At 44.2% G+C, this 16,296-nt stretch carries 14 protein-coding genes; 11 read left to right on the plus strand and 3 right to left on the minus strand.

Annotated features, from left to right (window positions below; all coding sequences use genetic code 11):
- Positions 1-201: 201 nt before the first annotated feature.
- Positions 202-1,515: a hypothetical protein gene (locus NLX82_RS22740; RefSeq protein ID WP_023987220.1), complete on the minus strand. Its 1,314-nt coding sequence runs from the start codon at positions 1,513-1,515 to the stop codon at positions 202-204.
- A gap of 225 nt (positions 1,516-1,740) precedes the next feature.
- Here NLX82_RS22740 and NLX82_RS22745 point away from each other — a divergent pair, with 225 nt between their 5' ends.
- The 6 genes from NLX82_RS22745 to NLX82_RS22770 all read left to right on the plus strand — a co-directional run bounded on the left by NLX82_RS22745 (position 1,741) and on the right by NLX82_RS22770 (position 6,412).
- Positions 1,741-2,967 carry a M20 metallopeptidase family protein gene (locus NLX82_RS22745; RefSeq protein WP_034095150.1) on the plus strand — a complete coding sequence of 409 codons (1,227 nt, stop codon included), beginning with the start codon at positions 1,741-1,743 and terminating at the stop codon, positions 2,965-2,967.
- 28 nt (positions 2,968-2,995) lie between these two features.
- A complete protein-coding gene (locus NLX82_RS22750) occupies positions 2,996-3,835 on the plus strand; it encodes an enoyl-CoA hydratase/isomerase family protein (protein WP_023987222.1) in 840 nt (279 codons plus the stop codon).
- A 61-nt stretch (positions 3,836-3,896) separates the two neighbouring features.
- Positions 3,897-4,661 carry an enoyl-CoA hydratase/isomerase family protein gene (locus NLX82_RS22755; protein WP_226887840.1) on the plus strand — a complete coding sequence of 255 codons (765 nt, stop codon included), beginning with the start codon at positions 3,897-3,899 and terminating at the stop codon, positions 4,659-4,661.
- A 91-nt stretch (positions 4,662-4,752) separates the two neighbouring features.
- Complete coding sequence (locus NLX82_RS22760; protein WP_023987224.1) at positions 4,753-5,148, plus strand: serine dehydratase beta chain; 396 nt, start codon at positions 4,753-4,755, stop codon at positions 5,146-5,148.
- A 287-nt stretch (positions 5,149-5,435) separates the two neighbouring features.
- Positions 5,436-5,897, plus strand: coding sequence for an L-serine ammonia-lyase, iron-sulfur-dependent, subunit alpha (locus tag NLX82_RS22765; RefSeq protein WP_231118758.1), 462 nt, complete (start codon positions 5,436-5,438; stop codon positions 5,895-5,897).
- Positions 5,894-6,412, plus strand: coding sequence for a TetR/AcrR family transcriptional regulator (locus NLX82_RS22770; RefSeq protein WP_254349101.1), 519 nt, complete (start codon positions 5,894-5,896; stop codon positions 6,410-6,412). Before NLX82_RS22765 ends, NLX82_RS22770 begins: the two co-directional genes overlap by 4 nt.
- Positions 6,413-6,756: 344 nt before the next feature.
- On the opposite strand, the gene NLX82_RS22775 is transcribed toward NLX82_RS22770, so the two are convergent.
- Positions 6,757-8,109 carry an MATE family efflux transporter gene (locus NLX82_RS22775; protein ID WP_254349102.1) on the minus strand — a complete coding sequence of 451 codons (1,353 nt, stop codon included), beginning with the start codon at positions 8,107-8,109 and terminating at the stop codon, positions 6,757-6,759.
- A 137-nt stretch (positions 8,110-8,246) separates the two neighbouring features.
- On the opposite strand from NLX82_RS22775, the gene NLX82_RS22780 reads away from it, so the two are divergent.
- Together NLX82_RS22780 and NLX82_RS22785 are read left to right on the plus strand one after the other, a co-directional pair.
- Positions 8,247-8,933, plus strand: coding sequence for a TetR/AcrR family transcriptional regulator (locus tag NLX82_RS22780; RefSeq protein ID WP_023987230.1), 687 nt, complete (start codon positions 8,247-8,249; stop codon positions 8,931-8,933).
- Between the two features lie 1,559 nt (positions 8,934-10,492).
- Positions 10,493-11,071, plus strand: a complete 579-nt coding sequence (locus tag NLX82_RS22785; RefSeq protein WP_254349103.1) for a sugar O-acetyltransferase — start codon at positions 10,493-10,495, stop codon at positions 11,069-11,071.
- A 92-nt stretch (positions 11,072-11,163) separates the two neighbouring features.
- Here NLX82_RS22785 and pdxR read toward each other — a convergent pair whose 3' ends face one another.
- Positions 11,164-12,645: a MocR-like pyridoxine biosynthesis transcription factor PdxR gene (gene pdxR / locus NLX82_RS22790; RefSeq protein WP_254349104.1), complete on the minus strand. Its 1,482-nt coding sequence runs from the start codon at positions 12,643-12,645 to the stop codon at positions 11,164-11,166.
- Positions 12,646-12,770: 125 nt separating this feature from the next.
- On the opposite strand from pdxR, the gene NLX82_RS22795 reads away from it, so the two are divergent.
- The 3 genes from NLX82_RS22795 to panB all read left to right on the plus strand — a co-directional run bounded on the left by NLX82_RS22795 (position 12,771) and on the right by panB (position 15,715).
- Positions 12,771-13,556 carry a PhzF family phenazine biosynthesis protein gene (locus tag NLX82_RS22795; protein ID WP_254349105.1) on the plus strand — a complete coding sequence of 262 codons (786 nt, stop codon included), beginning with the start codon at positions 12,771-12,773 and terminating at the stop codon, positions 13,554-13,556.
- Positions 13,557-13,630: 74 nt separating this feature from the next.
- Positions 13,631-14,848, plus strand: a complete 1,218-nt coding sequence (locus NLX82_RS22800) for an MFS transporter (RefSeq protein ID WP_254349106.1) — start codon at positions 13,631-13,633, stop codon at positions 14,846-14,848.
- Between the two features lie 30 nt (positions 14,849-14,878).
- Positions 14,879-15,715 (plus strand): 3-methyl-2-oxobutanoate hydroxymethyltransferase, encoded by an 837-nt coding sequence (gene panB, locus NLX82_RS22805; RefSeq protein WP_023987235.1) that lies wholly within the window; start codon positions 14,879-14,881, stop codon positions 15,713-15,715.
- Positions 15,716-16,296 lie beyond the last annotated feature (581 nt).

The raw sequence follows: 16,296 nt of genomic DNA on the forward strand, positions 1-16,296 counted from the left end.
TGTTCAACGAACAGGCGCGGTTGGGACTGTCTCACGGGATAAGCGGGTTTTGAGAGCTGTCTGATAGATAGGGTTTAAATGAATCGATCATAAGTGATTTGACTTGGTAAATTAAGCGCAAAAAAGGCACGTTTTCAGTTTTGAAAATGTGCCTTTTTTGCCATTAATTTAAAGTCGAAATGGCAAACGTAACAATGCGTGTCATCTGCTTAATTTGCGCCCTTCTTTGTCGAGAAACAACAGTTCGTAGTATTTTTTTGGTCGCCCTTTACTGTTGTCTCGTTTTTCAAATACCGTTTGTACGTATTTACTTTCTTCAATTTTGTTAAGGATACGGTTTGCACCTCTGACGGTCATGGACAGGCATTGAGCAACATCCTCAGAGGATAATTTATTTGTTCTCATGATTTCTGCGTAGGACATGATTTTTTGCAAGTTAATGTTGTTTATTCCGATAGTTTTGGCTAACGCGATGATTTCCGGGTCCCCCTGTTCAGAGAACTGTATGACATTCATGCTCCGCATTGGGCCGATAACCTTCTGATCCTCGTTTATAAAAAAGCTGCAGCTGCCCGTAAAGGCTTCCGCCTGTCTGTGAGCTTTGGTGGCGTTAATGTTAGCTTGAAAATATTCATGCCCTGAGCCCCACCCGATCTTCACCTTGTCGCTTATGCGCTCTTCCAGATACTCCAGCAGGGTGCAGTTATGCGCGTTAGAGGTGATTTTCATGAAATTTCCATAGGTGGTGTATAGTCTGACAAAGCCTTCCGAAATTTGGGCCGTGTCTGCCAGATTCACGCTGCGCAGAAATCTGCCGACAAGGACCTTTAGCTCATGAAGCTGCTCTTCAGATGGCGGTTCCGCCGTTTTGGTCGATAAGCATGCGACAACTGCCCTCTGACTCTTAAGCTTGAGGATGGTAATCTCGTTGATGATCTCTCTTATGGTCTCTTTAACGTTTTCCAAAGTGGGCCGGATTAAGATATATCTGACTCCGTGCTTTTTGAGTTCTGGAACAAAGTGGCCGAACGCCGTGATGGACAGGTCTATTTTCTTATCTTCCCACAGAGTGATATGGTTTTCGAGCATTGTTTCCACCCGTTCGAGCAGATCGTCGTTGTTAATGGGCTTTCCCTCATGAGTCAGGTATTGTTGGAATTCACTGAAAGAATCGATAATATACGCATAATCCACATAGATCCTAGATATATCAAGCTCAGGATATGTAACCAGTAGCCGGAAAAGTTCCCTATATAGAAGGTTTTCATTATCCTGCAAAATGTGAATAGGTACTTTTTCATCCAAGCATTCCTTATCAATTGACTCGTAAAGCATCCTGCCACTGATAACAAATCCATCTACCGAACCTAAGTTTTTAAGATATATGTCTTTTGTTTCCCGGAAGTTGTTGATCGTAAGAAAACGGAACTGACATACCGACCGCATTTCTTCTTCAATGGCGCGGAAATAGTCCATATGGGTCTCAGGCGTGATAATACCCAGCTTGATTTTCATGGTAGATTCCTTTCATAAACAGTTCAATCAAAAGAGTTATATCACAATAAATGTGATATTTCAATGTTCCGGTAGCCTCCAAAAAAAGCGTTCTTAAAATGTCTTATTTTCTCTTTACATTTAATAAATTTAAAAGTACGATAAAATTGTTCTTAAAAAGTCTTAAAATAAGAAGGGGGGGATGTTTACTCTGTTCTTACGTTCATTCAATTTGTGTTTTGGGAGATGTTCATTGTGATTGAAGAAGCTGGAGACTTTTTGAGTATGGCCCATCAGCTGCAGGAAAAATTGGTCATGTACAGGCATCATCTGCATGCGATTCCGGAACTTGATTTAAGTTTGCCCAGGACAACTGCCTACGTAAAAGAGGTGTTGGAGTCGATGAGTCTTAAGCCCACTCCCGTAGGAGAATCAGGTCTAACGGTTACGATCGGCGGACAACATGCCGGGAAGGTGATTCTTATTCGTGCGGATATGGATGGGCTGCCCATTCAAGAAGAAACGGATATTTCTTTTGCGTCGTTGAATGGAAACATGCATGCATGCGGTCATGACTTGCATACTTCCATGCTGTTGGGAGCTGCGGAGATCCTGAAGGCAAACGAAGAGCAGCTTCGCGGGACGGTTAAGCTTATGTTTCAGCCGGGTGAAGAGACTCTGCACGGGGCAAAGATGATGCTTGAGAATGGGATTCTCGAAAATCCTAAAGTGGATGCAGCCATGATGCTTCACGTGTTGACTGGAATGCCAATTCCTGCCGGGCAATTTGTAGTGCCTGAGGCCGGAGAAGCGATTTCAGCTTCTTCTGATTGGTTCGAAGTAATCATCCGCGGAAGGGGCGCACATGGAGCGATGCCTAGTGCCGCAGTAGACCCATTAAATGTAGCTGCTCATCTTCATCTGGCGCTGCAGGGGATCGTAAGCCGTGAAATTTCGCCAATGGAGAGTGCAGTTCTTACAATTGGAGTGATGGAAGGTGGAAGTACAAACAACGTGATTCCCGATACTGCCAGAATGAAAGGCAGCGTACGCACATTTAACGCCGCATTGCGGGATGAAATGGAAACCCGTATCCACGAAATTTCTGCAGGTATTGGAGTAACTTTTCATGCAAAGGTGGATGTGATTTATACCAGGGGCTGTCCTGAGGTGAAAACGGAAAGCGGGCTGAACCATCAAATGAGAACTACTATTGCCAACACTTTTGGCGCCAGTTCCTTTATCGGTATAACACAATTGATACCCGGTGGTAAATTAATGGGATCAGAAGACTTCGCATTTGTATCACAAGCGGTGCCAAGTACCTCAGTGTTTATTAACGCAGGCAATACCGAAGAAGGTTATGGTTACCCTATGCACCATCCAAAGACGATGTTCTCGGATGAGGTACTTTATAAAGGGGCTGCGGCATACGCTGCTTTCGCCAGAGATTGGCTTGAAAGTAATAGATAATATCTAAACAAAACTAGGAGGAATTGAAATGACTGAGCGACGTATGATTGGACCAACAAAATTTGAAGAGTACTCGGTGAAGTACAAAGACTTTCTATTAATGACCCGTCGTGACGGAATAATTGAAGTGCGGTTGCACACCGACGGAGGGCCGTATCAACATTCTTGGGAAGCCCATACTGCATGGTCCCATGCATGGTCAGATATTGGCCGTGACCCTGAAAACGAGGTAATGATCATTTCTGGAACAGGGGATAAATGGGTAATAGGGAACCCTGATGTCTGGAATACAAAATTTATGGACTGGCCGAAGCAAAAGAAGCTCGAACAGTATCATGAATCGCTGAGACTGCTTGAAAATTTGATATTCTGCATTGACATCCCCACAATAGGGGCGATCAATGGGCCGGGAACGCATTGTGAACTCGCAACTCTCTGTGATATTACTATTTGTACAGAAGACGCGGACTTTTTTGATCCTCATTTTCTGGGAGGCACACCTCCCGGAGATGGAATGTTACTCACGCTGCAGAACATGATAGGTTTCAAGAAAGCAGCATATTACGCTTACACTGGCAAGAATATCAATGGTCAAACCGCATTGGACCTAGGCATAGTTAGTGAAGTCCTCCCCCGCGAAAAGCTCCTTCCACGTGCTTGGGAACTTGCGGAGATGATCATGCAGGCACCACGTTCAACGAGACATCTCTCACATTCAATTATATCCCGTCCATGGAAACAAGCCTTGGTCAGTGATCAAGGGTTCCAGCTTGCTCACCAAATGTTCGATATGGCTATTGATGAAGAAGGTGCTCTTGAGAGACTGATGAAGATGCAAGGACGTCTAATGGGCAACGAAGTTCAATAGAGATATGGCGGGACCTACAAGATTCGAAAAATATTCGGAGAAGTACAAGGACTTGTTCTTCATGACTCGCCGTGACGGCATACTCGAAGTGCGTATGCACACTCGCGGGGGACCTCTTCAATTTGACTGGGCGACCCAAACTGCATATGGCAATGTATGGTCAGATGTTGGCCGTGACCCTGAAAATGAGGTGATGATCCTTACAGGGACAGGAGATTTGTGGCAAATAGGCAATCCTGAAGTCTGGACAACAAAATTCATGGATTGGCCGAATAACCGGAAACTGGAATTATATCATGAATCGTTGAGAATGATTGAAAATATGATCTATTGCATCGACATCCCCACAATTGGGGTGATCAATGGTACAGGCTCACACTGGCAAATGGGAACGCTTTGTGATATTACCATTTGTGCTGAAGGCACAGAGTTTTTCGATGCTCATTACCTAGGCGGTGTACCGCCTGGAGATGGAATCGTCTTAGCACTTCAAAATATACTGGGAATCAAGAAAGCGGCATTTTGCGCATACACGGGTATGAATATTAATGCACAAGCGGCATTAGACCTCGGTCTGGTTAGTGAGGTACTGCCTCGTGAAAAGCTTCTTCCACGTGCGTGGGAACTGGCAGAGATGATCATGCAGGCACCTCGCTTTGTAAGACATCTTACTCATTCGATTGTGTCGCACACATGGAAAAAAGCCCTTGCCAACGATCAAGGTCTCCAGCTTACTCACCAATTGTATGACATGGCCATTGATGAAGAGGGTGTTCTTGAGAGGCTGATGAAAATCAAGGAACGTTTTCAGAGGAACGAGCGATAGTTTAAACGATGCCGAACGTTTATATTGGTCAAGCAGTAGGAAGATCTTATGCCAAAGAAAACTGAAAACTGAGAAAGGATGTAAGGGTGCTATGAAATCTTTGACAGAACTCTATAAGGTTGGCAGTGGACCATTCAGCCCCCATACAATGGGGCCGGAGAAAGCCGCCAGAATCTTCAAATCAGAAAATGAGGATGCCGAACGATTCAAGGCATTGATTTATGGTTCCCTTGCAAAAACAGGCAAAGGCCATATGACGGACAAGGCCATTATTAAAGCACTGTCACCATTTCCAACGGAGATTGAATTTGTTCCACACGCAGATTTTATTCTGCCCCATCCCAATACCATTGATTTTTTTGCTTACAAAGACGGGCGGCAAACAACATCCATGCGTGCTGTAAGTATCGGCGGCGGGGACATCGTTATTGAGGGACGGGAGGAGATGCTGGCGCCCGATGTCTATAGGGAGAATAGTTTTGTATAAATTAGTAAAATTTGTAAAGATAACAATATCCGCCTAAGCGATTACGTCGAGCAGTGTGAAGGCAAACAGATATGGGATTTTTTCTATGGGATTTGGGAAGCGATGAAGCATTCGGTCAACGAGGGGCTTTCAGTCACAGGTATTCTGGAAGGCGGTCTCCATGAGAACGCAAGGCGCAATTTCTTTATAATCAGCGGCATATTGATGAGAGCCCGGAGACGCGGGAAAACAGGATTGTCAGCGCATATGCTTTCGCGGTCAGCGAACAAAATGCCGCCGCCGGTGCAATCGTAACGGCCCCGACCTGTGGGGCCAGTGGTGTCATGCCGGCCGCGCTCCTTTATATGCAGCAAAAGAAGCATGTCTCGGACGAACAGATCCCCCGGGCTCTGGCAGTAGGCGGGCTCATTGGCAATCTGGTCAAGCAGAACGCCTCCATCAGCGGTGCTAAATGCGGCTGCCAGGGGGAGGTTGGCACTGCTTGCTCTATGGCATCGGCTGCACTGGCAGATCTGTCTGATATGGGTATCGACCAGATTGAGTATGCAGCGGAGGTTGCGTTGGAGCACCATTTGAGGTTGACCTGTGATCCTATTAACGGACTTGTTCAGATCCCTTGCATCGAGCGGAACGCCGTGTGGCTGAAAAGCCTGTGCAAACATTGGGCCGCAAGCGAGATCACACGCGGGATGATAAAATCCTTGAGGCGACAATCGACATCCTCGCCGATACGAGTTTCGATGGTATGACAATGGACATGGTCGCGGCTCGAGCAAAGGCTGGGAAGGCGACGGTTTACCGCCGCTGGTCTTCCAAGGCGGAGTTAGTCCGAAACGCCTTGGCCTGGATGAATCGAAATCATCTTGAGCTCGAAAGCTTGCCTGATACAGGAACCTTGCGCGAAGATCTCCTCGTGCTTTTGAAGCCGCAATCGATCGCGGAAGAAGAACGAAAATTTCGAGTCTTAGCGGGTCTAGGCTCCTTTTTGCAGCATCCGGAATTTGCCGAAGCAGGAACAGCCGGGATTTTCGAGCCATGGGTTGTTGTGAACCGCGAGCTTATGAACCGAGCCGTCGTCCGCGGTGAAATTCCCACTCACGCGGACATTGAGATGGCTTGCCAGGTCATTACTTCAATGGCTTCCTTTCGCGGACTCATCCAGCGCAAACCGTTCGACAAGCCTTTCTTCACAGCGCTAATCGATGGCATTCTACTGCCTGCACTCAAAAACCCGCAAACAGCTCCAAATATCATGGACAGATGATGACGAGGCGCTTACCAGAAGAATCTACAAGGTGGATCAATCACAGAAATGATTCAACTAACGGGAAACAATATTTGAATTTAGAACAGGGTTTGAAAAGTGAAATATAAGGGATTAGGAGGCACGGGTTTGCTCGTTTCGAAGTTTGCGCTGGGAACGATGATCTTCAGAGGTAAGAACTTTCCGATGAGTGTGGCGATGGGGGCGCTGAATAAGCAAGATCGTGCAGGTAGGGGGCATTTTCCTTTTTTAAATGACAATTGCCCTTATTCCCCGTCCACGTACCTAAAAAGGGCAGGATCGGGGAGTGTCCTTATCCTGCCTTCTTGGGTGTTATATGTTTTCTACTGTACTAACTTATCCAATTCTGGCTGCAATTTGGTCCGCAAAACATACAACATGATGGCACCAACAAGGAATGCGACCGCATCCGCAATGACAAGCGACCAGACCACCCCGTGGAAGCCGTTCATTTGATTGGCGATAAACAACACAGGAATCAGAGTAATCCCTTGAATAATTGACATAATAAACGCGGCAGTTCCTTGCGCTGATGCTTGGAAGATCCCGGTAAACAATGTGGTCATTCCTGTAATGAACAAGGATAGGAACGTCACATGTAGAATGTAGCTGCCCATTCCAATTAATTGCGAGTCATTTGTAAATAAACCAATTAAGTGGTCGGAAATCAAATAGACGATAATGCCGAATACGACTGCTAACGCCACAATCACTTTGATCGTAAATCCAATGGTATTCTTCATGCGTAATTTATTCGCTGTGAAAGAGAAGGCAATCAACGGCACGACTCCCTCGCATAAGCCCATCAGAATAAACTCAGGAAATTGCAATAAACGTGATGAAATTCCGTAAGCCGCTACGGCCTGATCCCCGTATTCGACAAGAAAATGGTTAAAGATGAGCGACATTGCACCCAAAAAGATACTCATAATAAAGACGGGAACTCCGATTTTGAATACATTGCTCAGAATGTCCTTGGTAGCCTTGAACCATTTTACGGAGACGGTTAAGAATTGGCTCTTATATCCCATATGGAAGGCGTAGAATGCACTCGCAACCAAGTTAGAAATGACCGTAGCAGACGCAACGCCGATCACATCCCAATGGAGCACGAAGATGACTAACGCGTCGAGAATAATATTTATAACAACACTGAGAATCATACCGATCATCGACGTGATTGCTGCACCCTCCGAACGCATGATATTCTCCAGTGTGAAGAATAATACGACGAATGGTGAGCCAATAAGCATAATCGTGACATAGTCCTTCGTGAATCCGAAGGAGCCAGACGTTGCTCCCAGGCCATGAACGATTGGATTGATCAACGGGAGACCTACGGCCATCACGATAAGACCGAGAACTAAACTGCTGTAAAAGGCGAATGAAGACACATGCTTTACCTCATCATATTTTTTCTCACCTAGCAAACGGGAGATGAATGTACCGCTACCCATGCCAATCAAATTGCCTAGCGCCATAATGATTGCGAATAACGGCAGGGTTAGTGCAAGTGCGGTTAACATAGCAGTATTGTGAAGTGTACCAAGAAAATAGGCATTCAAGATGGAATAAATGACGCTCATTGACGTGCCTAGCATCATTGGTATAGCGAAATGAGCTACGGCTTTTGCGATCGGTGCTTTTTCAAAGTAATGGAGGTTTTCTGCATCCATGCGGATCACTACTTTCTTTATTTATTTTGCCTTTCAGTCTAACACTGTTAGGTTGTACCTTACAGTGTTAGATGGTATCATGAACCAATGAACCTGTAAAGCATAAACTTACACTGTTAGATAAAAGGGCGGATGACATGAAAAAGCAGCAACCTCAGATTTCGGAGGATAAGATTTTGGAAACCTCGTGGGAGCTTCTTGGAGAGGAGGGCATCGAGAAATTAAGCATGAGACGATTGGCCGACAGGTTAGGGATTCAGGCTCCCTCTCTGTACTGGTACTTCAAGAGCAAACAGCATCTCTACCAGCGTCTGGCCAACCAGGTATCGAAAATGATTCTGGAAGAGTTCCACTCCGAGGGGGAATGGAAGGAGCAGCTGACGGGGCTTGCGGTAACGGTACGGAGCGTGCTCAGCCGATATCCCTGCTCCACGCAGCTCATGATGATGACGCTGCCCCACGAACCGGACATCATCCGGTTCACCAACCGTATGCTGCTCTGCGTGGAATCGACGCCGCTTGAGCAAGAGCAGAAAATGCAAGTGGTTACTACGCTTGTGAACTATGTCTTCTATTTCGTTCTAGACGATTATCAGCATGAGCGTAATGTCTCCGCTATCTTTAAGGACCAGAAAGCGCATCCGGGTGAGGAGATGATTCGCCTTCTGGACTCCATGAGCGAGACGGATGTGGGACTGTTTCGGAGGATGTTCACGAACGGGCTGTTCAATCTGATGGGAACCGACGGGGCGTTTGAGTTCGGCTTGAAGCTGATTCTGTTGGGGATTGAGCAGGTGATAAAGGAGCAGGAAAGTAGTATGTAAAAACCGCCCATCCGGTTATTGGATGGGCGGTTTCAATTAGGTTATGTTTACCCTAAATTGTTAGTGAATTTATAATCTTCTGCCTGTCTTTTTTCCTTTGTAAACGTGATTTACTTGTATTAATCATCAAGACAGGAAATATGTATCTTCAACTCAATTACTAAGCATAAAACCAAACGAGTACGTTATTTATACAAGGAACCATAGAATGGCCGGATATGTATAATATCGCCGAGCACTTCAAGCGTGTACCTGCGATTAGGTTTGCCGAAATCAAAGGAGCTGATCATATGCTTGTCCTTACTCATGCGGAAGAACTAGCAACTAGCATCCGACAGTTTTGTCACAGGTGAGAACCATCCGTGAATAGATTGGGTATCTCTTGAATCAAAGTATTATAATGAGGTGATAAGAAGTTTTGAACCTTAAGAGCAACCCGGAAGAAACATCTTGGTGCTTGGAAGCGGCGGATGAGTGAAAAGCGTTTGTTTACAGATAACATCAACACGATGTCTCTTAAGCATGTCTATACCAAGACCTTACATTCGGAGCAGTTGAATTGACGTACCGCCCATCAAAAGAAGATTAACGCTTTTCACCAAAAATCAGGAAGTGTTTATTGAATTAAAGGGACACGTTAGTTCAATAAAACAGCGGCAGGCTCAGACTGATAAAAATAAAGTCCGAGCCTGCCGCTGTTTTATATTGGAGCCAGTCATATAATTATAATCCGGAGCCTGACGGTAAACTATACCCAGCTACCTTGTATCCCACAGACGGTTCTTGCGAGCTGTTACTCTGAAAATAAAGCATCCGTTGCAACCGGATGAAGGATAGGCAGTGGCTGAAGGGAGATGGTCCGGTCGAGATGAACAAACGCATCATAACGATCCGTCATGCTGGAAGGCACATAATTGCCGAAGCTTTATTGGCTTACTAACACAATCGGGTCGTCAACGCGGATATATTATGAAAATTCACATTCTCTGCCACCATTAGGCTATATAAAAGTACCAACTGGGGTTGCACTATTCCGTGTTTCCTTTTAAAAGATATCCGTCGACAATGAAACCCGAACCAGGGAAATTATCTTTAGGAAAGGTCACGATCGCGCATGTTTGATCTTCATCATAATTTTGCGTTACTCTCGCCCAGAAGGTTGACGATCCTGTACGTAAGAGAATGGAGGCCTCCTTCTGTTTTCACATATAAGCAGATAACATACGAATGGTTGGCATTGTACTTATAACGTCTGGCCGGCCACCGTGAGATTCAACCATTTCTACTTCAATGATTTCTCCGGTTTGTACAAGAGATTTGATGACGTTTCCGCAAGTCGCCACGCTTAAACCGGTAATGTTAGAGACCGATGAAGTTGTTCCATGCTGCATCGACTTTAACTTTTTTTACCAATTATATATTAAATTGTTAACTCGAATCGAGTTGTGTGGTAGATTTGGCAACTTGATCCTTATTTTTATATAAGTTATTATAAGTCATATAATATTAGATAATAAAAAGAATGTTAGGTATAAAGTCAGACGAAAGGGAGTGCTTGAGTGACTTTAAAAGAGCAATTGAGAAGCGGAGAAATGTACAACGATTATTCGGAGGCGTGTAGTGCTGCAAGACACAAAGCGTCTAAATTAACCAAGCTGTACAATAACAGCGATGATAAGCAGGAAAGAAAAGAAATCTTAGACAAGCTGCTAGAGAAATGCGGAGAAGACGTCCATTTTGCGAATGATTTTCGCTGTGAATTTGGGTTCAACATTACGATTGGCAATCACTTTTTCGCAAATTATGATTGCGTGATTTTGGATTGCGCGGAAGTTATGATTGGTAATGATGTTTTGTTCGGGCCTCGAGTTGGAATCTATTGCGCGAATCATGCAACAGATGCCGTTGAACGCAGAAATGGTGGTTGTTATGCGAAACCAGTAACCATAGGAGACGATGTATGGATCGGCGCCGGTGTTCATATTAATCCTGGAGTCTCAATCGGTAGCAATTCGATCATTGGTTCCGGGAGTGTCGTAACTAAAAACATCCCGGCTAATGTTATAGCTGCCGGTAATTCCTGCCGAGTGATTCGAGCTATTACCGAAGCCGATAAAACCGGATTTATGGATGCATGACAAAACCGATAGGTGGATCATAAAAGAAGACTGCTGAAGTAAGCTTCAGGCAGTCTTCTTTGTGTTTTCTTTTCGAGGCGGCCCAAGGATATTTAAAAATAAGGAGAGGAATGCGAGTTTTTTCTACTTAAAATGATGCCCGCTAAAATTTCGCATAACGTCGTTATGCCTTCACGAAGCAATTCCTGACTGACGAACGAAAAACTTAATCGGATATGATGATTCTCATGTTCAACAGAGAAGCAGGAGGATCCCGGCAAAAAGGAAATTCCCTTTTTATTGGCTTCTGCTAGAACAAGATGCGATTGTACCCATTCCGGAAGGCTAAGCCACAGATTAAGTCCTCCTTGTGGCACCATCCAAGACACTTCTTTCGGGCAGCGCTCTGACAGAATTTCAAGCGCTAAATCGCGTCTTATTTTCAGTGTCGTTCTTAAGTTTTGCATATGACTTTCTACAATCGAAGGCTCGAGAAAAGGAAACAGTATTTTTTGAGTCACCAATGGAGTACCTAAATCCGCGTTAGCTTTTGCAGCTAACACTCGCTTGAAAATAGAACCTGAAGCCGATAAAACGCCGATCCTACAGCCGGGTGCTAATATTTTACTCAATCCTTTTAAATAAATAACATGTCCATATTCATCCATGCTTTTAATTGGAGCAGGGGGGTGCTGATCATAATAGATTTCGCCCCAAGGATCGTCTTCGATAATAAGTGTTTGTGTATTTTGCGCCATTTCCAGAAGTTTCCTTCTTCGCTTATGGCTCATTAAGACACCGGTCGGATTATGAAAATTCGGAATCGTATAAATAAGTTTAGGATGATGTTTATCAAATAATTGCTGCAAAATATCCAAACGCATTCCTTCTTGGTCGAGAGGAACGGTTAGAATCGTAACGCCTCGATTTCGGAAAATATCGATAGCTCCGGGATATGTCGGAGCTTCAAGAATCACAACGTCCCCAGGACCTACGAATGTTCGAGCAATTAAGTCAATTCCTTGCTGCGAACCGTTCGTGACCAACAAATTTTCAATTTGCGTGTAAACGCCTAGACCGCTTAAATATTGCTGCATAGCGAGCCTAAGTTGTTGATCGCCCTGAGTATGACCGTATCGCGATAAAAAGGTTCCATCTTCTTGAATCAAGTGTTCAAACGCCGTTTTCAAATGTCGGTTAGGAAGCAATTCGGGATCGACCATGGAAGAAGCCAAGTGAATTTTTTGCGGCACATGATGAAATTGAGCGAGTTGGGAGCGCGGTAAATAATCCGGAACCGACAATTGCCAGTCCTGAGTTAACGGTTCTTCGATGCAGGCAGTCTCAATATCATTGTTTTTTTTACGGACAAATGTCCCGCTGCCTTGTACGGAATAAAGAAAATTTTGCTGCTCTAATTCGCGATATGCTTTGACTACTGTTAATAAACTGACATTAAGCTGCTTGGAGAGTACTCGAACAGAAGGCAATTTTTCACCTTCCTGCAGGAAACCGGATAAAATTTGATCAATCACAGCCAGCACAATTTGCCGAGTAATTGAGATCCCATTGTTTCGCTGAATATAGATGTGCATACGAAACCACCTCAAGTGTTATATCATCTAGTTGATTGTTATACATATAAGTCCTTTATAATGTCTACATTGTTTCATCATAACATAACACTTTAAGTGTTATTAGCGAAAAAAGGAGGAGAAGGATGAGATACTATGTAGTAGATGCTTTTGCGGAAAAGGTATTCGAAGGGAACCCTGCGGGCGTATGTATTTTGGAAGAATGGCTTCCGGAAGCAACGATGCAAAGCATCGCAACCGAAAATAATCTTTCTGAAACAGCATTCGCTGTTAAAGAAGGTGAAGATTATCGGTTAAGATGGTTCACACCGGCAGCAGAGATTGAGCTATGTGGACATGGGACTTTGGCTACTGCTTTTATTCTCGCTCAGTTTTATGAGCCAAACAGCAACAGGTTTGTTTTTCATACGTTAAGCTGGATCCTGACTGTTTTGAAAAAACAAAATCTGTTTGAATTGGATTTCCCGAATCGGCTTCCGGAATCTTTTGCTTTGACTCAGGATATGGTCGATGCGCTCGGAGTCACTCCTATAGAAACCTATTTAGGTCGTGATCTGATGTTTCTATTAGAAAACGAGGATCAAGTTCGTCAGTTAACCCCGGATTTTTCGAAGCTTAAACAGCTGCCAGATGGGCTAGGGGTCAATGTGACATCTCAAGGCAGTCAGTTCGACTTTGTCTCGCGAAGCTTTTTCCCAAAACTTAATGTCAACGAAGATCCGGTATGCGGTTCGGCTCATTGTAATTTGATTCCATTCTGGGCAGGACGATTAGGGAAGAACGAATTGGTGGCTCGGCAGGCGTCCCCTAGAGGAGGCACTTTGTATTGTCGTCTGGAAGGCGACAGAGTCGTGATGGGCGGTACAGCAGTTCTCTATGCTACATCTGAACTGCATCTCGATCACCTATAAAAAAGCCTGAACGGACTAAAATAGCAGTTCAGACCTTTTTTATTCGTATGTATTGAGTAAAGGAGTATCCTGAAATGAAATTGCATTATGGATGGATTGTACTATTTGCCACGTTCTTTGCGCTGTTTGCTGTCCAAGGCGTGCGATTGGCTTTTGGCGCATTTATTATTCCTTGGGAGAACGAATTTTCCCTGGACCGAAGTATGACTTCTTTGATTTCGACCGTCAGTTTTATCGTGTATGGCCTTTCTCAACCTGTTGTGGGACGACTAATCGATCGATATGGCGCGAGAATGATTGTGATAGGGAGCACGGCTTTAGTCGGAGTAAGCGTCATATTGACTGCTATGACTCAGCAATCATGGCAGTTATTTTTATTGTATGGTTTCTTTGTTTCCTTAGGCGTAGGGGGAGCTTCCAATGTAGCAGCTGCAGCAATCGTGACGAAATGGTTTACAGCTAAGCGCGGTTTTGCTTTGGGGATCGTGGAAGCGGGTTTCGGAGTCGGGCAAATGATCATGGTTCCGGGCTCTCTTTTGCTCATTCAAGTTATGGGCTGGCGAGGGACGGTTGTCGTACTGGGATTGTTTTTATTGCTTTTAGTCGTGCCGGTGGTTGTTTTTTTATTACGAAATCAACCTGCTGATAAAAATCTTTCGCCGTATGGCGGCGTCAATGAACAAGGCGATACCGTAGCTGAAAACAAAAATTCTTCCCTATGGAGTGTTTTTGCCGATTATAAGTTTTGGTTCATTATTATGCCATTCGTCATCTGCGGTTTTACAACTACGGGATTAATGGATACCCACTTGATTCCTTTCGCACATGACCATGGGTTCTCAACTCAAGTCACCGGGAGTGCGGTCAGTATCTTAGCCGCTTTTAACATTGCCGGCATCATACTGTCAGGATATTTGGCCGATCGCTGGAGCAGTCGTCGAATGCTGATTTTCTTTTATAGTGTTCGCAGTCTGTCTTTAATTCTTTTACTGGTCAGTCACGAACCGGTATTGCTGCTTATATTCGCGGCAGTATTTGGATTAGTCGATTTTGCAACAGTAGCGCCTACTCAACTGCTGGTTACCAAGCATTTCAACAAACATCGGGTAGGATTTATTATTGGATGGTTATTTTTGGGGCATCAGGTAGGTTCAGCTTTAGGGTCGTATATTCCAGGGTTACTATATTCTCATCATAACAGCTATTCCAGCGCATTTTACGCGGCTATTTTTCTTCTGGTTTTGGCCGTTATAATGACTTATCTATTACCCAAGAAAGAACTTGCTTCCTAACTTCAATACTTCATTTTCAGGAGAATATTCATGAAGCAAACCGTGGATTTTATAAACATGAAGCAGCGCGAAGAAAAAATCGTTGTGCTGACTGCCTATGATTATCCTTCTGCTAAGCACGCAGAACAGGGTAGCGTAGATATCATTTTGGTTGGCGATTCTCTCGAGATGGTGGTACTGGGTTACGATTCCACCGTCCCGGTTACGCTTGAAGATATGATTCATCATACTAAAGCAGTTAAACGAGGGGCAAAGAACACATTTATTATGGCGGACATGCCCTTTCTAAGTTATCACCTTACGGTGAAGGACACCTTAATCCATGCCGGCCAATTGGTCCAAGAAGCCGGTGCCCATGCTGTAAAACTGGAAGGAGCCGGTGAGGTTATCGAACATATTGCTGCATTGACGAGAGCCGGAATTCCTGTCTGTGCCCATTTGGGCCTGACGCCGCAGTCTGTCGGTGTCTTAGGTGGCTATAAAGTGCAGGGGAAAGATGCCCGATCTGCTCAACGTCTTCTGGAAGATGCGAGAAAGTGCGAAGCTGCCGGTGCCTTTGCTTTATTGTTGGAATGCGTGCCGAAGCAGCTGGCTGAAAAGGTTGCCAAGTCCTTGACTATACCTGTAATCGGGATCGGAGCTGGCTTGAATGTGGATGCTCAAGTTCTCGTTTACCATGATATTTTAGGCTACGGTGTTGAACGTGTGGCCAAGTTTGTGAAGTCTTATCAAAAACTAGATGCTTCTATATCAGAATCCATTCAGGCCTATGCAGCAGATGTGCGAACCAAACAATTTCCTGAAGAAATCCATTCGTTCAACATGAAGGAAGAGGAATTAAAAAGAGTTTATGGAGGCAAGGAATAAAACAAGCAGTGATTTGTGAAGGGTAACCGGTTTTGAAATTGAAAAATGAGAAGTTAAGGAACAGCAGTGCCAAACAGGCACTGCTGTTGTTAGTTTCACCTGTTCTAAAAAGTATACTTTTAGGAACGGTTCTAAATTAGTTTATTTCACGTTCCAAAATGTTTGTAAATTATTATTGGAACGTTTCAATATTAATCCCCCCTTTTGGAACTGAAAGGGGGAGGCATCATATAGTAGAAATGAAGAATAGCAAATTCGAAAGTATGAGCAGTAAAGTAATAGAACTGATTTTGATAACTTGGTTATTAATTGGTGTAATTTTCATGTAGTAATCAGCAAATCTAAATGATATATTATTTATCCGGCCGTAAGATAGGCTGTGATGTAATATTTAGATGGACTTCAAAAATTCAAAGGATCACCTGTGAGGTATTATTTACCAGTAGTATGAATCGCCAAAGTATGATATATTAATATTCCGGGTGTTGATATGTCCGGAAATGATTGATCTTTGAAAACTGAACAACGAGTGAGTAAAACGATTTTGTTCGCAAAATCAAACAAGAGATATTTTTATCTCG

The sequence above is a fragment of the Paenibacillus sp. A3M_27_13 genome (assembly GCF_024213315.1).
Lineage (GTDB): Bacteria > Bacillota > Bacilli > Paenibacillales > Paenibacillaceae > Paenibacillus > Paenibacillus polymyxa_B.